Below are 22940 nucleotides of genomic sequence, written 5' to 3'. Positions count from 1 at the left end.
CTCGACACGCACGAAAGCCGACCGCAATATGAAGGCATGGTGGGTCTGGGAGCGCAAAGGTTAACTATATGTCGCCAGACGCGCCGTGTCCAGTCGATTCTTGATTTGTCCGCGAATCTCCGGTATAACCACGATCCGCCGCCCCGGAACTGCGAGCCGGCGCCCCGCTGCGGCTCCCGATCGAGTCGGTGAGCGGATGCCTCGGGGCGCCGGATCCGGCGTTCGTTCAGGCTGTCGCGAGCACGCCCACGGGCGTTCCCGAGCGCACCGACCGCTTCGCCGCGTCGACGATCGCGAGGGTGCGGACTCCGACCGAGCCGTCGGGACTGGGCGCCCGCGACTCGCGGATCGCACCGAGGAACTCGTCGATCATGAGCCCGTCGAGATCGGTGCCGAAGGCGTCCCAGGTCGCGCCGCCCTCGGCGTACCCCGAGAGGTGGGCGGCGAACGGGTCGATCCGCATCGATCCGTTCGTGCCGTGCACCTCGAGTGTGAGCCCGCCCCACGTGGCTGCGGAGTCGGGCTGGCTCCACGAGCAGTCGATCGTCGCGATGACGCCCGACGGGTAGGCGATCGATACGACCCCGCCGGTCTCGACCGCGACGCCGCGGTCGGCGTGCAGGATGCGGTTCGTCGTCGCGTAGACCTCCTGCGCCGGTTCGCCGAGGAGTTCGTCGAGCAGGTCGGCGCAGTGCACGACGTGGTCGACGAGCGCGCCGCCGCCCGCTGCCGCCGCATTCGTGAACCAGCTGCGGTCGAGCGGGATCTTGCCGTTGTTCGTGCCGGAGACGGCGACGATCTCGCCGAGCTGCCCGGCACGCACGCGGGCCACGAGCTCGCGGAACGACGGCGCGAACCGCACCGGGTACGCGGTCATGAGCGAGACGCCCGCCGCGTCGGCCGCGTCGACCATCGCGAGGGCGTCGCCGACCTCGGTGGCGATCGGCTTCTCGCAGAGCACGTGGGCCCCTGCCGCGATCGCTGCGAGCACGAGCTCGCGATGCCGCGCGTTCTCGGCGGTGACGATCACGCCGTGCGGCGCACGCGCGAGCACGGCGTCGACGTCGTCGAGGTACTCGATGCCGAGGCGCTCGGCGAGTGCTGCGCCGCGCTGCGTACCCGCGTCATAGGGCGGGAGGTCGGTGCCCACGACCTCGATGCCGCGTTCGACGAGCGAACGGGCGTACGCCTCGACGTGCGGGTGGGCGAACGACAGGATGCCGATGCGCAGCGGTTCGGTCGTGCGGCTCATGCGCGGGCTCCGTTCAGGGCGTCGTCGGTCGTGGCATCCGTCGCCTCGCCGGCGGGAACGAGGTCGACCGGCAGGCCGGTCTCGATCGACTCGAGCGCGGCCTCCGCGATGCGCACGGCGCGCACGCCGTCGGCACCGTCGACCCGAGCGGGGCCGCCCGAGCGGATGGCCCGCACGAAGTCGGCGATCTCGGCGGAGTAGGGGCTCTCGTCCCCGCTCGTCTCGGGCAGGTATCCCCCGCCGTCGATCGGCGGCAGCGCCCGGCGCGTCGTGTCGTCGCGCACCGAGTCGAACCGCAGCACCCCGCCGTCGCCCGCGACGTCGAAGGAGTACGAGAAGGGCAGTGCCGGACTCCCCCATGTGCCGTGCACGTGGCTGATCAGCCCCGACTCGTGGTCGAGCACGACCTGGGCGGCGACCACCGGTGCCGCCGCATCGCCGCCGCGCCGCAGTCGCGCGAACACGCGGCGCACCGGCCCGCCGAGCCATTCGGCCTGGTCGAGGTCGTGGATCATCTGGTCCATGACGATGCCGCCGGAGACCGCGTCGTCGAAGAACCAGGGCGACTGCGGGGCCGCGCTCTGCCGCCGGAATCGGAAGACCGCCGGCCGCCCGATGCGTCCGGCCGCGATCGCGTCGCGCGCCGCGAGGAACTCGGGGAAGTAGCGCACGACGTGCGCCGGGAAGAGCCGCACTCCGGCGCGCCCCGCCGCGTCGATGACCGCGGTCGCGTCAGCAGCGGTGCGCGCGAGCGGCTTCTCGCACACGACGTCGAGGCCGTGTGCGATCGCGGCGAGCGCGAGCTCGGCGTGCGTCGCGGTCGGCGTGACGATGTCGACGACGTCGACCGCCTGCCACAGCTCGTCGAGCGAGCCGGCGACCTCGAGTCCGTACTGCCCGGCCAGCGCCTCGGCGCCGGCCTCGGAGTAGACGGTGACCTGCGCGCCGAGCGCGAGCCAACCGGGCACGTGGGCGTGGGAGATCGCGCCGGCACCGATGAGGCCGACCCGGAGGGAATCATTGCGCTGCGTCATCCGCTGGCTCATTTCAGTCCGGAGAATGCGACGCCGTCGATGACCCGGCGCTGCATGATGAGGAAGAGGATCAGTACGGGCGCCATCGCCATCATCGCGGCGGCGAGGAGCATCGGGTAGTCCGTGATCGTGCGTCCGCTCGTGAGCGTCGCGATGCCGGCGGAGAGCGGCATGCTCTCGGCGCTCGTCGCGACGATGAGCGGCCAGAGCAGGTCGTTCCACGACCAGAGCACCGTGATGATCGCGAGCGCCGAGAGGCCGGGCTTGGCGAGCGGCAGCATGATCTTCCAGAAGATCTGGAACTGGTTCGCGCCGTCGAGGCGCGCGGCCTCCTCGAGCTCGGGCGGGAGGCCCATGAAGAACTGCCGCATCATGAACGTGCCGAAGGCGCTGAAGATGCCGGGCGCGGCGATGCCGATGACGGTGTTCAGCCAGCCGAGGCCCTGGATGATCTGGTACTGCGGCAGCAGGTAGACCTGCGGCGGCACCATGAGGATCGCGAGGATGAGCGCGAGCACCACTCCCTTGAACGGGAAGTACATGCGCGCGAACGCGTAGCCCGCCATCGAGCACAGCACGAGCTGGCCGACCGTGCGGATGACCGTGATGCCGACCGACACCCAGAACTGGCTGAGGAACGGCACCCGGTCGAACACGTTGAGATAGTTCTCGGGCTTGAACTCCGACGGCCAGAACGACGGCGGCACGGAGATGACGTCGGCGTTCGTGCCGAGCGACATGATGAGCTGCCAGGCGAACGGGAAGATCATCACGACCGACCCGACCGTGAGCACGACGTAGGCGATCGTGTTCGACTCGCGTGCGCCGACACGACGCTTAGACATAGGTGACCCATTTCTTCTGGAGTCGGAACTGGAGCAGCGTGAAGATGCCGACGAGGAGGAGGATCACGACGCCGATCGCGGCCGCGTATCCGTTGTCACCCGTCTTGATGTTCGTGAAGAAGTAGTAGACGACCGATTGGGTCTTGTCGATGGCGGGGTTCTGGGTGCCCATGAGGGCGTAGAGCAGGTCGAAGACCTGGAAGCCCGCGATGACCGTCATCACCGAGACGAAGAAGATCGAGGGGGTGAGCAGCGGCACGGTGATCGTCGTGAACTGCTTCCAGCGCGTCGCGCCGTCGAGCGACGCGGCCTCGTAGAGCTCGACGGGGATGCCCTTCATTCCCGCCGACAGGATGATGAGGTTGAAGCCGAGCGAGATCCAGATGCCGACGAGCGCGACGGCGACGAGGGCGACGCCCTCGGTCGAGAGCCAGCTGGGACCGTCGATGCCGATGAGGGAGAGCGCGTAGTTCAGGATGCCGAAATCGCCGTTGTAGATGATGCGCCAGACCATGGAGATGGCGGCGGGCATCGCGACGTACGGCAGGAAGAAGGCGGTGCGGAAGAGGTTCGCGAACCGCAGACCGGGGCGGTTCAACAGGCTCGCGAAGTAGATCGCGAGCGGCACGCCGCAGAGCAGCATCGCCGTGTAGCCGAGGGTGTTCAGGATGGCGCGGCCCATCGTGGCATCGCCGGCGAGCTCGATGTAGTTGTCGAGCCCGACCCACTCGGAATCGCCGAAGGGTCCCCATTCGGTGAAGCTGAACCAGAGATTGCGAACGATCGGCCACAGGTAGAAGAGGGCGATGCCCGCGAACAGCGGCAGGACGAAGACGAGCGCCCAGCCGAGGTCGCTGCGGCCCCGGCGTCTGCCGCGGCCGGCCGGCGGGGCCGACGCCGCAGCGGGAGCTGCGACGTCGGCCTCACGGACTGCTGACGAGGTCATTCGTTCTCTTCGGCCAGTGCTTCGTTCATCTTCTCGGCCAGTTCCTTCGCCACGTCGGCGACGGGGCGTTCGCCCGAGAAGGCGGCGGGGAGCAGCTCGTTCTCGAGCTGGTTCCACGCTGCGGTGTTCTTCGAGACGGGGTACGGGAACGAGGAGTTCTCGGCCTCGTCGCGGAAGACCTGCAGGTTGTACGGCGCCGACTCGATGAACGCGGTCTGCGTGCCCGAGTAGGCGGGCAGTGCCGCGCCGGCCTCGGCCTGGATGACCGCGGCGCGCTCGGAGGCGAGGAACTCCTGGAACGCCTGCGCGGCGGCCTTGTTCTTCGACGACTTCGCGACGACGTTCGCGAGACCGTGGATGACCGTGGCCTCCTGCTCGTTCTTGGGCAGCGGTGCGACCTCGATGTCGTCGACGATCGCGGAGTCGCGGAGCTCCGCGTTCGACCAGGTGCCCGACCAGAACATGGCCGACTTGCCGTTGACGAACCAGACGTTCTGCGGGGTGTCCGAGAGCTGCTGGAGCGTCGGCGCCGAGCCGTCGGCGATGAGGTCGGCGACGAACTGCAGGCCCTCGATCGCTTCGGGGCTGTCGTAGCCCGAGGTGGTGCTGTCGGCGGAGATGACCTCGCCGCCGGCCTGGAGGATGGTGTTGTAGTAGACCTCCTGGCCGCCCGAGAGCCCGTTGACGGTGCCGTAGACGCCATCGGCCTTCAGCGCGTCGGAGATGGCCTTGGCCTTCTGGTGGAACTCGTCCCAGGTCCATCCCTCGGTCGGGTACTCGACGCCGGCCTGGTCGAAGAGCGCCTTGTTGTAGAAGACCGCGACGGTGTCGTAGTCCTTCGGCACGCCGTACTGGGTGCCGTCGAACGAGTACAGGTCGTTCAGCGCCTGCGGGTAGTTGGCGGGGTCGACCGCGTCGGTCACGGGCTCGAGCTTGTCGTTCGAGGCGTAGAGCTGGAAGTTCGGGCCGTTCATCCAGAAGACGTCGGGCAGCGTGTCCGACGAGGCCTGCGTCTGGAGCTTGCCGAAGAACTCCGAGTACGGCGTCACGTCCTTCTTCACCGTGATGTTCGGGTACTCCTCGTTGAACTCCTCGATGATCGTGTCGATCGCCGCCTCCTGGGTCGCGTCCCAGAATGCGTAGTTGATCTCTGCCGTCATGTCCTTGTCGGCGGTCGACGCCGACCCACCGTCGTTGGACGAGCAGGCGGTCAGCAGGAGCGCCGTTGCGGCGACTCCGGCCAGTAGCGCTGTGCGGCGCATGGGTGTTCTCCTCCGGTTAGAGTGGGCGGGATCGCCCGATGTGCAGGTGATTGCGGGTGACGGGAGTCACCCACCGGTCGGCGCGGTGTGCGCCGCGCCGACCGGGTCTCCGGCCCCCTCGAAGTAGCCGACGGCGCCCGAGGGCAGCGCCGGCACGTCGCGGGGTTCCGACGAGTTTCGAAGCGAGTCCGTCGCCGCCGCCGCCGTCGCGACCGCATGGCGCGCGGCGATGGGCGAGGTCTCGGTGGGGATGCCCTCGCGCACGAAGCGGAGGAATTCGGTGACGGTGCGCAGGTCGGCGTCGCCGTGTCCGCCCTCGTCGCCGACGATGGGGTGCTCGAGGTCGCCCTGCGGCCGGTAGACGTGACGCTCGTTCCAGACCCGGATGACGCCGCCGTCGGTGTCGCCGAAGTTCTCGAGCCGGCCCTTCGTGCCGATGACGGTGTAGTTGCGCCAGTAGTCGGGCGTGTAGTGGCACTGCTCGTACGAGGCGTAGACGCCGTTGTCGAGGGTCATCATGACCATCGACAGGTCTTCGACGTCGATCACGGGGTTGAGTTCGCGCTGCGCGAGCGGCGGCCAGTTGTCGAGGCTGAACCACTCGGGCATCGTGCGGTCGGAGTTGTCGCGTCGATCGGCGATGCCCCCGTAGAGCGTGTCGCCGCCCATGCCGACGACCCGGGTCGTGTAGCCGCCCGCGAGCCAGTGGATGACGTCGATGTCGTGCGCGCCCTTCTGCAGCAGCAGGCCGTTCGACCTCGCGCGCTCGGCGTGCCAGTCCTTGAAGTAGTAGTCGCCGCCGTTGCCGACGAAGTGACGGCACCAGACCGCCTTGACCTCGCCGATCTCGCCGCGCGCGATGGCGTCGCGCATCGTGCGGATGACGGCCATGTGACGCATGTTGTGGCCCACGTAGAGCTTCGCCCGAGCATCGATGGCCGCCTGGAGCACGGCGTCGGCGTCTTCGGTGGTGGTCGCGAGCGGCTTCTCGACGTAGACCGCGATGCCGGCACGGAGCAGGTCGATCGCGACCTCGGCGTGCGTGTCGTCGGGCGTGAGCACGAATGCCCCGTCGATCGCGGCCCCCGATGCGAGCAGGTCGGCGGTGCTCGCGAAGGCCTCTGCCGTCGTCGAGAGCGCTTCACGGCCGCGCGAGATCGCCGCCGCGTCGGGGTCGACCAGCGCGACGATCTCGCCGAGGCCCGAGGCCGGGGCGTGCCGGGCCAGGTTCGACCTCGCGCCGCATCCGATCACGGCAAGTCGGAGCGGACGCCCCGGCCCGTCGGTGTTCACCATTCGAAGTCCTTTCCAGTGGAGTCGAGCGCGTCGCCGCCGTCGGGGCGGCGCAGCGCCGGCATCGGCACCTCGTGCACTCCGTAGACGAGCTCCGAGCTGAGGTCGAACGCCCGCGACAGCGCACCGTAGGCGATCGAGTCGATGCCGAGTCGGGACGCGACGATCGTCGGGGCGAACGGCAGCGAGACGAGCGTGGCGACCGCTGCGTTCAGCGGCTTCACGAGCCGGTCGCCGGCGCGGGACATCGGCCCGCCGATGACGACGAGATCCGGGTCGATCGTCTGGGCGAGCACGACGACCGTGTCGGCGATGCCCGCGATGAACCCGTCGACCTCTGCCACGGCGTCGGCGTCGCCCGCGTCGGCCAGCTCGAAGACCCCGCGTGCGGTCGACGCCGAACGCCAGAGGAGGTGCCCGCGGTCGTCGAGAGGAACTCTGAGACTCGCGTCGCCGAGCTCGCCTGCGGCGTTGTGGCTGCCGCGTCGGAGCCTGCCGTCGAGTACGAGTCCGGCGGAGATCTGGCTGCCGATGAGCAGGAAGATCATGTCGTCGGCGAGCCGAGCCGAGCCGAGCCGCTGCTCGGCGAGCGCCGCGAGGTTCACGTCGTTGTCGAGCGTGACGGGGCAGCCGAGGAGGGTCGCGAGCTTGCCGCCGACGTCGACGCCCTCCCAGTCGGCGAAGCCGTGCGAGATCCAGATGCGACCGTCGGCGCGCACGAGACCGGTGACGCCGATGTGGGCGAAGACGAGCCGGTGCGCGGGGGCGTCGGCGAGGCGGAGCGCCTCGGCGACGAGCAGACGCACGGCCTCGATGCGTGCGCTGCCGTCGTTCGGCACCGGCCCCTGGTGCTCGACGCGTGCGGCCACGGTGCCCGCGAGGTCGGCGAGGATGACCCGCATGCCCGCGATGCCGACGTCGACGCCCGCGACGTAGCCGGCACTGCCGACGAAGCGGGAGACCCTGGCCGGGCGGCCGGCGCCGCGGTGGCCGTTCATCTCGTCGGTCGCGACGAGGCCCCGCGCCGCGAGGTCGGCGAGCGCCGCTTCGACCGTGGGCCGGGAGAGGCCGGTGGCGCGTGCGAGTTCGGAGACCGCGGCAGGGCCCTGGTCGCGCAGTTGGAGGGCGCAGCGCGCCGTGTTCGCGCGGCGCAGTGCGCTGACGCGGTGCTCGTGCGTGCCGGGCTCCATCGCTGCTCCTTCGGGTTCGCCGAAGGGGCATGCCTCGGCGCATCTTCTATTTCGCAAGCGGCTTGCGTAATAGCTTGGGGTTGAGTGAATCACAGTGGTCGGATGCCTGTCAAACACTTTTCTCGGCAGTGAATCGCGCTGCCGCGAGGAGTCGCCGAAAAAACGCAAGCCGGTTTCAGATTTGGGAGCAGCACGCACCGGCGCCCGGCGCATGACACCATGCAGGCATGGTGCGGCACATCGAGTTCGAGACGGATGTCTTCTCGAAGCACGGGTTGACCCTCCTCGTCGACGGCACCGCGCAGTCGCATGTCGACGCGGCCGACCCCACGCACCTGTTCTTCGAGTACACGCGTCGCATCGGACACATCATCGACGCGACGGGCATGCCCGGATCGCCCGCTCGGGTGCTGCACCTCGGCGGCGGCGCCCTCACCCTCGCGCGGTACGTCGCAGCGACCCGCCCGGGTGCCGCACAGGTCGTGGTCGAGCTCGATCGCGAGGTGCTCGAGACCGTGCTCGAGCGGCTGCCCCTGCCGACCGGCGCGCAGATCGAGATCGTCGTCGGCGACGCGGCATCCGTCATCGGGGTCCTCGACGGCGGGTTCGACCTCGTCGTCGTCGACCTCTACTCGCACCTGCAGGCACCGGCGTTCGTCGAGACCGTCGACTTCATGAGCGGATGCCTCGAGCTCCTGGCACCCGGCGGGGCGCTCGCGGTCAACGTGGCCGACGCCGCGGGGCTCGGCAGGCTCCGCGGTCAGGCGCGGGCGATCGCACGGGCCGCGCCCGCGGCAGCGCTCCTCGTCGCGGGCGATCCGACCGTGCTCTCGGGCGCAGAGGAGGGCAACGCCGTGCTCGTCGCCGCGCCCGACGGACTGCCGCAGGGCCTCCGCGAACGCCTGCTCGCCCGCGGGCCGCATCCGGCCGAGGTGCTCGACGGCGACCGGCTCGACTTCGTGCTGTGGGGTGCCTGCTGATCGGAGCCGCCCGCCCCGGCGAGCGCGGCGCGAGCGAGCCCGCGCGGTAGCGTGGCATCCGTGTCAGAGCTCGAACGCCGTCTCGCCGTCAGCGGCCACCTCGCCCGGCTCGAGGAGTCGCGGCAGTCGCCGGGCTCATGGACCCTCTACGTCGACGGCACCCCGCAGTCGCACGTCGAACTCGATCGCCCCGACTGGCTCGGCTTCGAGTACGTGCGGCGCATCGGGCACGCGGTCGACCTCGTGCGCCCCGAGGGGCAGCCGATCACCGCCGTGCACCTCGGCGGCGGGGCGCTCACGCTCCCCCGCTACGTGGCGGCGACCCGGCCGGGCTCCCGGCAGCAGGTCGTCGAACTCGAGTCCGACCTCGTCGAGTTCGTGCGCGAGCACCTGCCGCTCCCCCGTGGCGCGCAGGTGCGGGTGCGCCACGGCGACGCCCGCGAAGTGCTCGCGAAACTGCCGTCGGGCCTCGACGGCGCCGTCGACATCGCCGTCGTCGACATCTTCTCGGGCGCGCGCACCCCGGCACATGTGACGAGCGCCGAGTTCTACGGCCTTGTCTCGCCGCGGCTCGCGCCCGGCGGCATCGTCGCCGTCAACGTCGCCGACGGCGCCGGCCTCGCCTTCGCCCGATCGCAGGCCGCGACCCTCGCCCACGTCTTCGAGCACCTCGCGATCGCCGCCGACACCTCGATGCTGAAGGGGCGCCGCTTCGGCAACGTCGTGATGTACGCCTCGCACGACGAACTGCCCTTCGCGGGCATGCCTCGCCGTCTCGCGAGCGACCCCTCGCCCGCGAAGCTCGTCGACGGCGAGGAGCTGCGCCGATTCATCGCCGGCGCTCCCGTCGTGACGGATGCCACGGCGGTGCCGTCGCCGCCGCCCGCGCGCTCCATCTTCCTCTCGAAGCCCTGAAGCGCGCGCAGCCGCCGCTCAGCCGCTGAAGGTGGCCGCGTCGATGACGAAGCGGTACCGCACGTCGGATGCGAGCACGCGCTCGTAGGCGGCGTTGATCTCCGATGCCGGGATCACCTCGATCTCGGCCCCGATGCCGTGCTCCGCGCAGAAGTCGAGCATCTCCTGCGTCTCGCGGATGCCGCCGATGTTCGAGCCGGCCAGGGTCTTGTTGCCGTTGATGAGCGACATCACGCCGACCTCGAGCGGCTCGCCGGGCGCGCCGACGCACACCATCGCCGCGCCGGCGTCGAGGAGCGCCAGGTATGCGTCGAGGTCGATCACGGCGCTGACGGTGTTGAGGATCACGTCGAACGAGCCGCGGAGCTCCGTGAACGTCGCCGGGTCGGAGGTCGCACGGTAGTGGTCGGCGCCCAGCCGCAGCCCGTCGTCCTGCTTGCCCAGCGTCTGAGACAGCACCGTCACCTCCGCGCCGAGCGCCCGGGCGAACTGCACGCCCATGTGCCCCAGACCGCCGAGTCCGACGACCGCGACACGAGTGCCGGGGCCGACCTTCCGGTGCCGCAGCGGCGAATACGTGGTGATGCCGGCGCACAGCAGTGGCGCTGCCACGTCGAGGGCGAGCGCGTCGGGGATGCGCACCACGAACGACTCGGTCACCACGACCTGCTCGGAGTAGCCGCCCTGGGTGACGGTGCCGTCGCGATCGGGGCTGCCGTAGGTGAAGACCACGCCCTCCGTGCAGAACTGCTCTTCGCCGCGGAGGCAGTTGCGGCACTGCCCGCACGAGTTCACCATGCAGCCCACACCGACCCGGTCGCCCACGGCGTGCCTCGTCACCGCCTCACCGATCTCGGCGACGGTGCCGGCGATCTCATGGCCGGGGGCGAGCGGGTAGTACTGGGACCCCCAGTCGCCGCGCACGGTGTGGATGTCGGAGTGGCAGATGCCGGCGTAGGCGATGTCGATGCGCACATCGTGCGGTCCGAGTGGGCGGCGCTCGATCAGGGTGCGCTCGAGCGGAGCGGCCTCGCTCGGGGCGGCGTAGGCGTTGACGACGGTCATCTCGGTCTCCTCGGTGCTGGGTCGCGCGTGCGCGCCTGCACGACGCTACACGCGCCCGCCGCCGAGGGGGCTCATGCGTGCCGGAACCGCACCTCCTGGCCCGGACGCAGCTGGGCCACGGCATCGAGGGAGGCGGGCGAGATGATCGCGATGACGGGGTAGCCGCCCGTCACCGGACGATCGGCGAGCAGCACGGTCGGCCTGCCGTCGCCCGCGACCTGCATCGAGCCCGGCACAGTGGCCTCGCTCGCGAGCTCGCCCGTCATCTGCCGCTCGAGCGCCGGGCCCTCGAGCCGGGCACCGACCCGGTCGGCCTGGCCCGAGAGGCGCCAGGTGGCGTCGAAGAGCGTCGCGCGCGCGGCATCCGTGAACCAATCGGCACGCGGCCCGGGCAGCAGGGCGAGGGTCACCGCGCCGGTGGGCGGCGGGAAGGCGGCCTCGCGATCGAGCAGGGGCACGGATGCCGCGGGCGCCGCGCCGATCGCGAGCACCCGGCCCGCGGCCACGGGTGCCGGGCCGATCGCCGAGAGCGTGTCGCGCGAGCGGGAGCCGAGCTCCGCCGGCTCGTCGACGCCGCCGCGCACCGCGAGCAGGTACCGCGCACCGCGCTCGGCCGGGCCGATCTCGAGCACCGACCCTGCGACCGCGCGACCCGCGGTGTACGGCGCGAACGGCCGGCCGTCGAGGGTCACCCGACCCCACGCACCCGTCACGGCGACCCAGGTCTCCTCGTCGAATCGGGCGCGGAACCCGCCCATCAGGATCTCGATCCCCGCCGCACCGTCGGGGTTGCCGACGAGGCGGTTCGCGAGGGCGAGGGCCGCCCGATCGAGCGCGCCCGACCCCGCGACCCCGAGGTGCGCGAGCCCGGGCCTGCCCAGGTCTTCGACGAGCGCGAGCGCACCCGGCGCCTCGACGGTGAGCCGCCTCATGACCGGCCGGCGTCTTCCACGAATGCGAGCGCGCCCGGCGCCCCGACCGTGAGGTGCCTCATGACCGGCCGGCGTCTCTGAAGCGCACGCGGCGCCCCGGCACGAGGAGCGCCGGCGACTCCGCGGCCGGATCCCAGAGCGGCGCATCCGTGCGCCCGATGAGCCGCCAGCCGCCCGGGCTCTGACGCGGGTAGACCCCGGCGAAGGCCCCGGCGAGTGCCACCGCACCCGAGGGCACTCGGGGGCGCGGCGCATCGAGCCGGGGCACCTCGAACGGCCAGTCGTCGCTCACGAGGTAGCCGAACCCGGGCGCGAAGCCGATGAACGCGACCCGCCATTCGACGGCCTGGTGCCGGGCGACGAGCGCGTCGCTCGAGATGCCGAGGAGGGCGGCCGCACTCCGGAGGTCGTCGCCGTCGTACACGACGTCGACGGTCACCTCGTCGGCGGCGTGGCCCGACCTGCGGGCCGCGGCCTCGGCCGGAATGCGCCGCACCCAGGTCGCGGCCGACTCGAGCGGCAGACGTTCGGGGTCGATGGCGACGAGGATCGTGCGCGCCGCGGGCACGAGTTCGACGAGGCCCGCCGGCGGCTCGGCCGCGAGCGCATCGTGCAGCGCGAGCACCTCGTCGAGGCTGTCGCACTCGACGAGCAGCGCGGCATCGCCGCTCGGCAGCAGGCGGCGGCTCACGCGAACGCCTCGATCTCGAACCCGGCCTGTTCGAGCGCGGCGCGCACCGCTCGCGCGATCGCGACAGCGCCGGGCGTGTCCCCGTGCAGGCACAGCGAGTCGGCGCCGAGCTCGACCCGGCTGCCGTCGTCGGCGGTGATACCGCCGGTCTCGGCGATCTCGAGCGCGCGATCGGATGCCGCAGCGGGATCGTCGACCACCGCGCCCGGCTCCCCTCTGGGCACGAGGGAGCCGTCGGCCACGTAGCCCCGGTCGACGAAGGCCTCGCGGGCGTAGCGGAGGCCCGCGGCATCCGCTGCCCTGACGATCGCGCCCGACGGTTGGCCGAGCACGGTGAGTGCGGGATCGAAGGCGGCGACGGCTTCGACGAAGGCGTGGGCGGCCGATTCGTCGGTCGCGAGCCGGTGGTAGAGCGCGCCGTGCGCCTTCACGTACCGCACCCGGGTGCGGGCCGCGCGGGCGACGCCGTCGAGTGCACCCAGCTGGGCGAGGAGTTCGGCGGCGATCTCCGCCGGACTCGTGTCGAGCGCACGTCGGCCGAACCCGGCGAGATCGCGGTAGCCGGGGTGCGCGCCGAGCGCGACGCCGTGCGCCGCCGCGAGGCGGGCGCTCGCGAGCATCGTCACCGGGTCGCCGGCGTGGAACCCGCAGGCGACGTTGGCGCTCGACACGAGGGCGAACATCGCCGCGTCGTCGCCGAGCCGCCACGCCCCGAAGGACTCTCCGAGGTCGCTGTTCAGGTCGATGCTGGTCGCATCGTTCTCGGCGGGCATGCTCCCATTCTGGCGCGGACTCGGGGCAGACTGGAGAGAGGAGGACGGGATGGCGCGCACTCGGGTTCCGCACGGTGGCGGCCTCGGCGCGCGGTCACGGCGACGATCGCCGGCCGTCGGGCGCGCGACATCCGCTGCCGGCATGATCCTGGCCGTCGCGCTGCTGACGCCGCTCGCAGGCTGCACGCCCGCTCCCCCGCTGCCGACCCCGACGCCGCTGCCGAGCACGGCGCCGCCGTCGACGGTTCCGCCCGCAACGCCCGTGCCACCGCCACCCGTGCTGCAACCCGCCGGCGCTCCCGAGCCGATCGCCGCCGAGCTCGACGCGCCGTGGTCGATCCTCGTGCTGCCGAACGGCGGCGTGCTCGTCAGCGAACGCGACCGAGGCGACATCGTCGAGGTGCTGCCCGACGGTTCGCATCGCGTGGCCGGCACCGTGCCCGGCGTCGAGGCCGGCGGCGAGGGCGGGCTGCTCGGGCTCGCGTTCCTGCCGGGCGACGGCGAGCGAACCGACCGGGTCTATGCGTACTTCACGGCCGAATCCGACAACCGGGTCGTGCGGTTGCCGCTCACCGGCGCGCCCGGCGCACTCGCGCTCGGTGCACCGGAGGCCGTGTTCACCGGCATCCCCAAGGGCGGCACGAACCACAACGGCGGCCGCATCGCCTTCGGCCCCGATGGACTGCTCTACGTCACGAGCGGCGACGCCGGCAACCGGGACGCCGCGCAGGACCCCGGGTCGCTGTCGGGCAAGATCCTGCGGGTGACGGCCGACGGCGCTGCGGCGCCCGGCAATCCGTTCGGCAACGCCGTGTGGTCGCTCGGGCATCGCAACCCGCAGGGCATCGCCTGGGACGCCAACGGCGAGCTGTGGGCCGCCGAGTTCGGGCAGAACACCTGGGACGAGCTGAACCTCATCTCGCGCGGGGCCAACTACGGCTGGCCGATCGTCGAGGGCGTCGCCGGCGACCCGAGGTTCGTCGACCCCGTGATGCAGTGGTCGACGTCGGAGGCGAGCCCGAGCGGGCTCGCGGTGATCGGCGACACGCTCTTCCTCGCGGCCCTGCGCGGGGAGCGCGTCTGGACGATCGCGCCCGCGACCACCGGCGGCGCGCTCGAGGCGGCGCCGTGGTTCGCGGGCGACCTCGGCCGTATCCGAGACGTCGCGGCCGCCCCCGACGGCTCCCTGTGGCTCATCACGAACAACACCGACGGACGCGGCTCGCCGACCGAGGGCGACGACCGGCTCTACCGGGTGCCGCTCGCCGCAGCGGGCTGACCGCGGCGCGGCGGAATCCGCCACCCGATCGGGGGCCGCCGGTTCCTCCCCGGTGACCCCCGTCGGGACTATTCTCTGTTCCATGGCGGATCTCGAGCGGGTGCGACGATGGGCCGAAGCCCTCATCGTGCTCCATCTCGACGCCGCCGCGTGGAGCTTCGAGTTCGACAACGCGAAGAAGCGCGCCGGCCTCTGCAACTACACCGAGAAGCGCATCTCGGTGTCGCGCTACCTCGCCGCCCGCTACGACGACGACGAGATCCACCAGATCCTGCTGCACGAGGTCGCGCATGCGCTCGCCGGTCCGCGCGCCGGGCACGGTCCGAAGTGGGCTACCGTCGCCTCGGGGCTCGGCTACGTCGGCCGCCGCACCCATGACGGCGAGGTCGCCCATGAGCTGGCTCCGTGGGTCGGGCGATGCCCGGCCGGCCACGAGCACTTCCGGTACCGCGAACCGCAGCGGCAGTTGAGCTGCGGGCTGTGCCGACGCGGGTTCGACCGTGCGAACCTCATCGTGTGGCGCCGTCGCGAGATCACCGCGGCCGTGCGCCGCCGGGCTGCGAGCGCCGCGAGCGGCTGAAGATATGCCGGTGCGCGCATGCGCCCCGTGCGCTCCGGCACGCCGTCGGAAGGGCCCGCCGGCACCGGCTAGATTGGTGGCGTGCCCGTCTCAACCGTCTCGATACCCGTCGGGCAGTGGTTCACCACCGCCGAGGGCGTTCGCTGGTGGTTCGATTCGGGTTCGTTCGCGCTCGACTTCGCCTACACCGGCCAGATCGGCGGGCTCCGCGTCGACGAACAGCTGCACGCGCCCGACGACCTCACGCGCTGGCTCCACGAACGCTTCCCCGTCGCCGTCGGCGCGGCGCGATCGCGCGACCTCTTCGACGCAATCGCCCTGCGCGACGCGATCAGCCGCATGGCGGTCGCCGTGAGCGACGACGAGCCGGTGCGCCCGTCCGATATCGACCTCGTGAACCTCTACGCGGCGACACCCGACGTTCCCCCGTCGCTCGCCGGCGGCACCCGCCAGGCGGGGCGCTCGGTGCAGACCGTGGCACAGGCGCTCTCGACGATCGCGCGCGACGCCGTCGACCTGTTCTCGCCGGGCAACACCGAGCGCGTCCGCTGCTGCTCCGGCGCCGACTGCGACGTCGTCTACCTCGACACGTCGCGTGCCGCGAGCCGCCGCTGGTGCTCCATGCAACGCTGCGGCAACCGTGCGAAGGTGCGTGCGCACCGAGCTCGCAAGGCCGGGCGCGCGGCAGCCTGACGACTCAGTCGACGGATGCCTCGGCGCCGCCCCTGAGCACCCGCGCGGCCTCGCTCGCATCGAGCGCCGCCGCGTCGTGCAGCTCGCCGATGCTCATGCCGGCAGCCGACGCAGCCCGACCGGACGCCGACGCCGACGTCAGGTGACGCACCGCACGGCGGAGTCCGCCGAACGCCGAGGCGGCGACCGCGGCCTCGGGCGAGGAGTCGTCGATGCCGAGCGCCGCGAGGGCGTCGATCACCGCGCCGGCGCCGAGCAGGTCGTCGGCCGAGAAACCCGCCTCGGCGTCGCCCGCAGCGACGATCGCGATGAACGCGCGTTCACCCAGACGCTCCTGCTCGGCGAGGATCCACCGTGCGGTCGCCGATGCGTCGACGAGCCCCGACTCGAGCACCGCCGCCCGCTGCGGCGCCAGGCCGACGATCGACGCGCTCGGCAACGACCCGGTGCCGGGCAGCACGTCGACCCAGACGAGGAGGCGCACGCCCTCGGCGATGCGCCCCGCGCCTCGCCGCCCCCAGTCGAACCGCACCTGGTACTTGGACTGCGCAGCGGGATCAGGGCTCGGCTCGTTCACCCGCACAGGCTATCCGGTGGGCACGCCGTCGGCGTGCCCACGACGCCTCAGAACCCGCGGTAGAGCGCGAGCGCCTCGGCGTCGCTCGCACGCGAGGCGGCCCGCCGTGCCGCGTCGAGCGCGGCGACCGGGTCGGGCTCCTGGTGGGCGATCACGAGTTGGCGCTCGGCCTCAGCCAGCCGGGTGCGCGCATCGGCGCCCACGGGGTGGCCGCCGCGCTCGATCGCCGCTCGCGCCACGCGCAGCTGGCTCTCGGCGATCGCGAGCGCGCCACCGAGTGCACCCCGAGCACCGTCGAGCCGGCCCTGCGCGTTGCGCGCGGCGGCACGGGCCACCTCGAGCCGATCGCGGCACGCGCGCAGCCGGTCACGGTCGATGAACGGGTCACCGGCGAGTGCCGGCCGATCCGCCATCGCGGCCGATCCCGTGCCGATCGCCGTGCCGAGCGCCTCGGCGGCGTCGGCGTCCTCCTGGGCGTCGCGCTCCCGTCGTGCGGCCACGAGTTCGCCGTCGAGCGCGGCGGCCTCCTCCGAGGCGTCCGCCTGCGCCTTCGCGAGCGCCAGCTCGAGCGCGTCGATCTCGTCGAGGTCGCGGCCCGCCCGCCCCAGCCCGTCGGCGGCCGTGCCGAGCAGATCAGCAGCCGGTTCCGAGCGGGCGAGCCTCGCCTCGGCCTCGACGAGCGCGGCCGTGACGGCGGCGAGCGCGGCATCGACCCGGGTCTCCGCGCCTCGCGCGGTGGCGAGCGCCGACTCCGCGAAGCGGGTGGCGAGTCGGCCGAGCATGGCCTCGGCCTCGACGCGTCGGCGGCCGAGCCGCTCGGCCTGCGCACGCAGGGCGGGCAGCTCGGCATGGGCGCCCCGTTCGGTGCGTCGGCGGCCGGCGAGGGCGGATTCGGCGTCGTCGAGCGCGGCGATCGCCGAGGTGCAGAGCCCGTCGATGCGGGTGGTCCAGTTGCGGCGCTCGGCGGCCGAATCGGCATCGGCGTCGTCGAGCCGCTGCTGCAGGATGAACGCCTCGCGCATCCAGGTGCGGGCGGAGCCGATCGCCCCGCGCAATCCGCGCGACGCGTCGGCGCCGAACTGCGCCTCGGCGAACGCGAGCTCGCGTTCGGCGTCGCGCACGGCGTTGTCGGCCTGCACGATGAGCCCCTTGGCCCGCACTTCGGCGGCCGAACCCGCGGCGAGCGCCGCGCGTTCGCGTCGCGCCCCGCCCCGGCGCAAGGCCACGACGCCGCCGATGAGCGCCGCCGCGGCTGCGGCGAAGACCAGGAGGGAGGGCAACCACCAGAGACCGTCGGGCATGTGCGGGAGTCTAGGCGTTCGTGGTTCGCGCACACCGAGTGCCGGCTTCGAATCCGGCGCGGCGCTTGGCGACGGCATCCGGCGGCACTACCGTCGGTTCATGCGGGTGCTCCTGAAACTCACGCTCGACTGCACACCGGATGCCGCGTGGCGGGCGCTCCGGAGTCCGGCGGTGCTGCGCGAGGTCGTCGCCCCATGGCTCGACTTCGAGTCGCTCGAGCCCGACGGACTGCCGACGACGTGGCCCGACGGACGGCATCGGCTGCGGGTGCTCGCCTTCCGCCGGTTCCCGGCCGGTGAGGAGCGCGTCGACCTGACGAGCCCCGGCGGGCTGCCCGCCGGCGTCCGCATGCTCCGCGACGGCGGTGGGGCCGAGACCGGCGTGTTCTCCGCATTCGACGCGTGGGACCACCGCATGGCCGTCTCGGCGCTGCCCGACGGCCGCACCCTCTATCGGGATCAGCTGCTCGCCAGCGCCGGGCCGCTCGACGCGCTCGCGTGGTATCCGACGTGGGCGTTCTGGCAGTGGCGCGGCATGCGATTGCGACAGCTCGCGCCGACCTGGCGGTTCGATCCGCCCGGCACCGCGGATGCCGATGCCGCTGCCGGCGAGCAGGCCCGGCGAACCGGCGCAGCGGGGGGAGCATCATGACCGACTCGATCGCCGCCCTCCAGCTCGCCGATTGGCGCCGGCGCGTCTTCGGCCTCTACTCGGGCGTGCGCCAGCTCAGCGTGCACTCCCCCGCCGCCGGGCACGAGCTGTGGAAGTCCGCCCGCGATGAGCTCTTCGCTGGGCATCCGCAATCGCCGTTGCTTCCCGACGACCGCGCCAGCTTCACGGGACTCACGGTCGCTCGGTACGACCCCGACTGGCGGTTCGAACTCGAGGTGCGCCGGGCGTCCGAGCCGATGCGGCTCGTCGTCGACAGTGCGAGCGACGGCGCGATCCCGTTCTCGCTCGTCGGAGAGGTGCGCGTGCCGTACCTCGGCACGCTCGACGTGTGGCGCCTCACGGGCTACGGCGGCGGACTCTTCGTGCCCGTCAAGGACTCGCTCGCCGGCACCCCCGGCGGCACCTACGGCGGCGGGCGCTACCTGATCGACACCGTGAAGGGCGCCGATCTCGGGCCGGGTGCCGACCCCGACTCGCTCGTCATCGACTTCAACTTCGCCTACAACCCCTCGTGCGCCTACGACCCCTCGTGGTCGTGCCCGCTGGCGCAGCCGGGCAACACGCTGCGGCACGAGGTGCCGGTCGGCGAGCGGATGCCGCGCTGACCCGAGCATCTCGAGACCGCGGCGTCTCCCGGGCCCGCCACGAGGGCGGTTCCGGCCGCTCAGGGCATGCACAGCGGGTCATCCGCTAGACTGTCTCTCGGTGTGCGCGATGATCGCGCCGCCTGCGTCGTAGAAACGCTTTCCGGACACTGTGCGCTGTAGATACTGAAATCGCGCAGGGGTCCGTGACTCTCATACGGCGAACGGATGCGCCGACCGGCGCCTTCGCCAATACCCACCGCCGGGTCTCACCCTTCCGTTTCACGGAAAACTCGATCCTGCGGTGTGCTCTGCCCTGAAAGGCACCAGTGACCGACATCACCTTCAGCACGCTCGGCGTGCCCGCCCCCCTCGTCTCCGTACTCGCGGCCGACGGCAAGACCACCGCGTTCCCGATCCAGGTCGACACGCTGCCCGACACGCTCGCCGGACGCGACGTGCTCGGCCGCGGCAAGACCGGCTCGGGCAAGACCATCGCCTTCGCGCTGCCCATGGTGGCGCGCCTCGGCACCTCGCTCGCCGGCGGCCGTCGCCGCCCGGGCCGCCCCCTCGCCCTCGTGCTCGCCCCGACCCGCGAGCTCGCCACGCAGATCGACGCGGTGCTCGCGCCGCTCGCCGCCGCCTACGACCTGAAGACCACGACGATCTTCGGCGGCATCAACCAGAAGCGCCAGGTCGAGGCGCTGCGCGCCGGCGTCGACATCGTGGTCGCCTGCCCGGGCCGCCTCGAAGACCTCATGAAGCAGGGCTTCGTCACCCTCGACGCGATCGAGATCACCGTGCTCGACGAGGCCGACCACATGGCCGACCTGGGGTTCCTCCCCGTCGTCACGCGCATCATGGACAAGACCCCCTCCGACGGCCAGCGCCTGCTGTTCTCGGCGACGCTCGATAACGGCGTGGACAAGCTCGTCAAGCGCTTCCTCCACAACGAGGTGCTGCACTCGGTCGACGAGGCCACCTCGCACGTCGCCGCGATGACCCACCACGTCTTCGAGGTCGCCGACGTCGACGCGAAGAACGACCTCGTGAAGGCCCTCGCGTCGGGCACCGGCCGCCGCATCCTCTTCATGCGCACGAAGCACCACGCCAAGAAGCTCGCGAAGAAGCTCACCGAGCAGGGCATCCCCGCCGTCGATCTGCACGGCAACCTCTCGCAGCCGCAGCGCGACCGCAACCTGGCCGCGTTCTCCGACGGCTCGGCCAACGTCATGGTCGCCACGGATGTCGCGGCCCGCGGCGTGCACGTCGACGCCATCGAGCTCGTGATCCACGTCGACCCGCCCATGGAGCACAAGGCGTACCTGCACCGCTCGGGCCGCACGGCCCGCGCCGGCAGCGAGGGCGACGTCGTCACCATCAGCCTGCCCGCGCAGAAGCAGGACCTGAAGACCCTGCTCCGCAAGGCCGCGATCACCGTCACCCCGCAGCAGGTCACCGCGACCTCGCCGTCGGTGACCGCCCTCGTCGGCGACGTCGCACCGTACGTGAAGCCGGCTCCGCGCGCCGAGACCCAGCAGCAGGGCGGCGGCGGCCGTTCGCAGGGCGCCAACGCGCAGCGCAAGCGCGCCGCTCGCGACGAGCGCGGCGGCGAGGCGCGCACGGGTGCCGGTCAGGGCCGCGGCCGCGGCCGTGGCGGCAACGCCGGCCAGTCGGATGTCGCCGGCGCACCCCGTCGCGACCGCTCGGGTCGCCCCGCCGAGGCACGTGCCAACGCGCCCAAGCAGGGCGGTGGCCAGGGCCGCGGCGCGCAGACGACGGGCGCGCAGCGCTCGACCTCCAACCGCTCCTCGGGCGGCAAGGCTCCCCTGCGCGTCGGCAGCCTCGTCTCGCCCTCGGGCAACTCGCGCGGCAACCGCCGCGCCCAGGGCTAGCCCCAGACGCTGAACGGCCCCGACGAGTTCCCTCGTCGGGGCCGTTCGTGTTCGCGCCGCCATCCCGGCGATGCCGGCCAGAGTCCCCCGACGGGCCGGCACCGGCGACATGGCGGCGCGAAGGTCAGCTGCCCGACAACATCACCCTCCCGATGTCGCCGCCGACCACGAGCGCGATGACGACCGCCGCAGCCATTGCCGCAGCGATCATCGTGGTCGTCAGCATCGTCATCCGTCGCATCCGCAGCCTCCATCGCTCACAGGGGTATGTCCGGCTCGCACGGTTCGGTTCCATCGGATCCGAAAGGGATTCGAGGGAACTCGCCGGGCCGTGTCGGACATATCCGTGCACGACCGCCGCCCGGGCGGGACTGAAGAGGAGACCCGATGCCTCGCATCAACATGATCAGCGCCGCACTCGCGGCCGCACTCGTATTCGCCGGTTTCGGTGCGGTCTCGCCCGCAGCCGCGGCCGAGACGATCGGCACCGGCTCGAAGGCCGCCGCCGCCGAGCACTGCGCCGTGGAGGTGCGGGCCGTGGGCGAGCGAGCCGCGCCGTCGGCCCCCGTCTGCTTCCCAGAGCCGGAGGGCGTCGAGCGGTACCTCGACGCGATCGGCACCGCCGATGCATCCGGGCGCGCCCTCGCCGCCGCCTCGACCTCGCTCGGAACGGTCTACTCCAACAGCAACGGCGGCGGATCCAGCCTCACGTTCTGGGGATCGAGCGGATGCTACGGCGTCGTGTTCGGCTTCTCGAGCATGCCCTCGGGCTGGAGCAACAACGTCAGTTCGGCGGGCGGCGCCCACGGGTGCTGGGTGACCCTCTACGGCGCGACCGGGTACGGAGGATCGCGCCTGAACTGCACGCCGTGGTGCGGCGGAATCGGCGGTCTCAACGATCAGGTGAAGTCGATCGTGTTCCGCCCGACCGGCACCTTCGGCTAGTCGTCGAGCGGCGCGAGTCCGAGCGCCGCGCAGATCGACGCATTCGACGACGGCACGACCGCGGCGGTCCCGTCCGCCAGGACGCAGGCCTGCAGCTCGTCGGGTACACGGCCCGGCGGGTTGCTCGCCGCCGTCGGGTCGAACGTGTCGTCGAACACGCCCTGCTCCCACATGAGCCTGCAGAGCCCGACCGCGTCGGCGACGCGACCGGCGCCGCTCGGCGAGGCGATCGTGGCCGACGAACCGGGGTACCCGCCGTCGGCGCCCCGCTCGTCCTGCGTCATGCAGAGCACCAGCTCGGTGTTCGACACCTCCGTCGGCTGCAGCAGCACCGCGCCGGCGGTCGCCGCGACGCCGATCGCGAGCACGCCGATGCCGCTCCATCCGAGCACTCGGCGTCGGCGGCGCTTCGCCTGCGCGACCGGCTCGGTGCGCGCGTGCTCCATGAGCATCGCGCGGATCGCGGCATCCCGCTCGGGACGCATCTCGGGCTGGGTCATCGCGTCACCTCCGCGTCGTCGCTCGCCGCCGCCGTCGTCGAGGGCGTGGACGTCTCACCGGGGTCGCGGAGTGATCCGAGTTCCGCCTGGAGTTTCGCGCGCGCCCTCGCGAGTCGGGACTTCACGGTGCCGACCGGGAGGTCGAGCACACTCGCCACGGCGGCCATCGGCAGCTGGTCGACGAGACAGAGGTCGACGATGCGGCGGTCGCTCGCGCTGAGTCGCTGCAGTGCGGCCGTGATCTGGTGCGACATCCGCTCGCTGTCGAGACGGTCGCCGACCTCTTGGCTCGGGTCGACCGTGTGCTCGGCGGCCGGCAGCTTCGCGAGCAGACGTCGGTAGCGCCGCCCCGAGCGCTCGCTGTTGAGCGACACGTTCGTGGTCACGACGAGAAGCCAGGGCAGGAGCGAACCGTCGACGAACCGCACGTCGCGGCGGCGGCGCCACGCCTCGAGGAAGACGACGGCCACGACGTCTTCGGCGTCGGTGCGGTCGAGCACCCGGGAATACGCCTTGCGGAAGATGCGCGCGCGGTACCGGTCGTAGACGACGCCGAACGACGCCTCCGTACCCGAGGTGGCCTCGAGCCAGAGCGCCGCGTCGGATCGGGCGTCGTCAACCATGGTCGAGCCAGCCTAACCGGGCGTCGCGCGCGTGCGTCGCCGTACTCCATTCGGTGCTCCCCGTCTGAGGCGGGTTCCGCAGGACCACCTCGCTCACAGTGGTATGTCCGGA

At 72.0% G+C, this 22940-nt stretch carries 24 protein-coding genes; 9 read left to right on the top strand and 15 right to left on the bottom strand.

All coding sequences use genetic code 11. The annotated features are described in order from the left end of the window. Window positions 1–226 precede the first annotated feature (226 nt). From BUR99_RS09430 to BUR99_RS09400, 7 genes are all read right to left on the bottom strand, one after another. A complete protein-coding gene (locus BUR99_RS09430) occupies window positions 227–1252 on the bottom strand; it encodes a Gfo/Idh/MocA family protein (protein ID WP_074260070.1) in 1026 nt (341 codons plus the stop codon). Continuing rightward, window positions 1249–2286, bottom strand: coding sequence for a Gfo/Idh/MocA family protein (locus tag BUR99_RS09425; protein WP_074260069.1), 1038 nt, complete (start codon window positions 2284–2286; stop codon window positions 1249–1251). Before BUR99_RS09425 ends, BUR99_RS09430 begins: the two co-directional genes overlap by 4 nt. An 8-nt stretch (window positions 2287–2294) precedes the next feature. After that, window positions 2295–3131, bottom strand: coding sequence for a carbohydrate ABC transporter permease (locus BUR99_RS09420; protein WP_074260068.1), 837 nt, complete (start codon window positions 3129–3131; stop codon window positions 2295–2297). Continuing rightward, entirely contained in the window at window positions 3124–4077 is a 954-nt protein-coding gene (locus BUR99_RS09415) for a carbohydrate ABC transporter permease (protein ID WP_074260067.1), read from the bottom strand. Before BUR99_RS09415 ends, BUR99_RS09420 begins: the two co-directional genes overlap by 8 nt. Then, a complete protein-coding gene (locus tag BUR99_RS09410) occupies window positions 4074–5339 on the bottom strand; it encodes an ABC transporter substrate-binding protein (RefSeq protein WP_074260066.1) in 1266 nt (421 codons plus the stop codon). Before BUR99_RS09410 ends, BUR99_RS09415 begins: the two co-directional genes overlap by 4 nt. Window positions 5340–5405: 66 nt before the next feature. Next, window positions 5406–6635 carry a Gfo/Idh/MocA family protein gene (locus tag BUR99_RS09405; protein ID WP_074260065.1) on the bottom strand — a complete coding sequence of 410 codons (1230 nt, stop codon included), beginning with the start codon at window positions 6633–6635 and terminating at the stop codon, window positions 5406–5408. Continuing rightward, window positions 6629–7822, bottom strand: a complete 1194-nt coding sequence (locus BUR99_RS09400) for an ROK family transcriptional regulator (RefSeq protein ID WP_074260064.1) — start codon at window positions 7820–7822, stop codon at window positions 6629–6631. Before BUR99_RS09400 ends, BUR99_RS09405 begins: the two co-directional genes overlap by 7 nt. Window positions 7823–8049: 227 nt before the next feature. On the opposite strand from BUR99_RS09400, the gene BUR99_RS09395 reads away from it, so the two are divergent. Together BUR99_RS09395 and BUR99_RS09390 are read left to right on the top strand one after the other, a co-directional pair. Then, the gene (locus BUR99_RS09395; protein WP_074260063.1) at window positions 8050–8802 is read left to right on the top strand and encodes a spermidine synthase; all 753 of its coding nucleotides are present in this window, start codon (window positions 8050–8052) and stop codon (window positions 8800–8802) included. Window positions 8803–8862: 60 nt separating this feature from the next. Further along, window positions 8863–9717 carry a spermidine synthase gene (locus BUR99_RS09390; RefSeq protein WP_074260336.1) on the top strand — a complete coding sequence of 285 codons (855 nt, stop codon included), beginning with the start codon at window positions 8863–8865 and terminating at the stop codon, window positions 9715–9717. A gap of 18 nt (window positions 9718–9735) precedes the next feature. Here the strand turns inward: BUR99_RS09390 and BUR99_RS09385 are convergent, their stop codons facing one another. The 4 genes from BUR99_RS09385 to BUR99_RS09370 all read right to left on the bottom strand — a co-directional run bounded on the left by BUR99_RS09385 (window position 9736) and on the right by BUR99_RS09370 (window position 13178). Further along, window positions 9736–10782, bottom strand: coding sequence for an NAD(P)-dependent alcohol dehydrogenase (locus BUR99_RS09385; protein WP_074260062.1), 1047 nt, complete (start codon window positions 10780–10782; stop codon window positions 9736–9738). Window positions 10783–10853: 71 nt separating this feature from the next. Then, on the bottom strand, window positions 10854–11714 hold the full coding sequence (locus BUR99_RS09380; RefSeq protein WP_074260061.1) for a 5-oxoprolinase subunit C family protein: 861 nt from the start codon (window positions 11712–11714) through the stop codon (window positions 10854–10856). A 58-nt stretch (window positions 11715–11772) separates the two neighbouring features. Then, complete coding sequence (locus BUR99_RS09375; RefSeq protein WP_074260060.1) at window positions 11773–12405, bottom strand: 5-oxoprolinase subunit B family protein; 633 nt, start codon at window positions 12403–12405, stop codon at window positions 11773–11775. Continuing rightward, a complete protein-coding gene (locus tag BUR99_RS09370; RefSeq protein WP_084183864.1) occupies window positions 12402–13178 on the bottom strand; it encodes a LamB/YcsF family protein in 777 nt (258 codons plus the stop codon). The genes BUR99_RS09375 and BUR99_RS09370 overlap by 4 nt, the downstream gene beginning before the upstream one ends. A gap of 49 nt (window positions 13179–13227) precedes the next feature. Between BUR99_RS09370 and BUR99_RS09365 the strand changes: the two genes are divergently transcribed. The 3 genes from BUR99_RS09365 (at window position 13228) to BUR99_RS09355 (ending at window position 15730) form a co-directional block, all read left to right on the top strand. Then, window positions 13228–14457 carry a PQQ-dependent sugar dehydrogenase gene (locus tag BUR99_RS09365; RefSeq protein WP_234980802.1) on the top strand — a complete coding sequence of 410 codons (1230 nt, stop codon included), beginning with the start codon at window positions 13228–13230 and terminating at the stop codon, window positions 14455–14457. Window positions 14458–14539: 82 nt separating this feature from the next. Further along, complete coding sequence (locus BUR99_RS09360) at window positions 14540–15037, top strand: SprT-like domain-containing protein (RefSeq protein WP_074260058.1); 498 nt, start codon at window positions 14540–14542, stop codon at window positions 15035–15037. A gap of 81 nt (window positions 15038–15118) precedes the next feature. Beyond that, window positions 15119–15730, top strand: a complete 612-nt coding sequence (locus BUR99_RS09355; protein ID WP_074260057.1) for a CGNR zinc finger domain-containing protein — start codon at window positions 15119–15121, stop codon at window positions 15728–15730. Between the two features lie 4 nt (window positions 15731–15734). Here BUR99_RS09355 and BUR99_RS09350 read toward each other — a convergent pair whose 3' ends face one another. Beyond that, entirely contained in the window at window positions 15735–16307 is a 573-nt protein-coding gene (locus BUR99_RS09350) for a 2-phosphosulfolactate phosphatase (protein WP_074260056.1), read from the bottom strand. A gap of 47 nt (window positions 16308–16354) precedes the next feature. Next, window positions 16355–17608, bottom strand: coding sequence for a hypothetical protein (locus BUR99_RS20270; protein WP_159440979.1), 1254 nt, complete (start codon window positions 17606–17608; stop codon window positions 16355–16357). Between the two features lie 100 nt (window positions 17609–17708). On the opposite strand from BUR99_RS20270, the gene BUR99_RS09340 reads away from it, so the two are divergent. The 4 genes from BUR99_RS09340 to BUR99_RS09325 all read left to right on the top strand — a co-directional run bounded on the left by BUR99_RS09340 (window position 17709) and on the right by BUR99_RS09325 (window position 21705). Next, window positions 17709–18260, top strand: a complete 552-nt coding sequence (locus BUR99_RS09340; RefSeq protein ID WP_074260055.1) for a hypothetical protein — start codon at window positions 17709–17711, stop codon at window positions 18258–18260. After that, the gene (locus BUR99_RS09335; RefSeq protein WP_074260054.1) at window positions 18257–18886 is read left to right on the top strand and encodes a DUF1684 domain-containing protein; all 630 of its coding nucleotides are present in this window, start codon (window positions 18257–18259) and stop codon (window positions 18884–18886) included. The genes BUR99_RS09340 and BUR99_RS09335 overlap by 4 nt, the downstream gene beginning before the upstream one ends. 308 nt (window positions 18887–19194) lie before the next feature. After that, entirely contained in the window at window positions 19195–20760 is a 1566-nt protein-coding gene (locus BUR99_RS09330; protein ID WP_074260053.1) for a DEAD/DEAH box helicase, read from the top strand. A gap of 387 nt (window positions 20761–21147) precedes the next feature. Then, a complete protein-coding gene (locus BUR99_RS09325; RefSeq protein WP_074260052.1) occupies window positions 21148–21705 on the top strand; it encodes a hypothetical protein in 558 nt (185 codons plus the stop codon). On the opposite strand, the gene BUR99_RS09320 is transcribed toward BUR99_RS09325, so the two are convergent. Together BUR99_RS09320 and BUR99_RS09315 are read right to left on the bottom strand one after the other, a co-directional pair. Beyond that, on the bottom strand, window positions 21702–22205 hold the full coding sequence (locus BUR99_RS09320) for a hypothetical protein (RefSeq protein ID WP_074260051.1): 504 nt from the start codon (window positions 22203–22205) through the stop codon (window positions 21702–21704). The two genes, BUR99_RS09325 and BUR99_RS09320, sit on opposite strands and share 4 nt — an antisense overlap. Then, complete coding sequence (locus BUR99_RS09315) at window positions 22202–22828, bottom strand: RNA polymerase sigma factor (RefSeq protein WP_074260050.1); 627 nt, start codon at window positions 22826–22828, stop codon at window positions 22202–22204. Before BUR99_RS09315 ends, BUR99_RS09320 begins: the two co-directional genes overlap by 4 nt. Window positions 22829–22940: the final 112 nt, after the last annotated feature.

Origin of the sequence: Agromyces cerinus subsp. cerinus (assembly GCF_900142065.1) — a bacterium.
GTDB lineage: Bacteria > Actinomycetota > Actinomycetes > Actinomycetales > Microbacteriaceae > Agromyces > Agromyces cerinus.
Note: the sequence above shows the minus strand (reverse complement) of the source record. Positions and strands in the feature narration are given on the sequence as shown.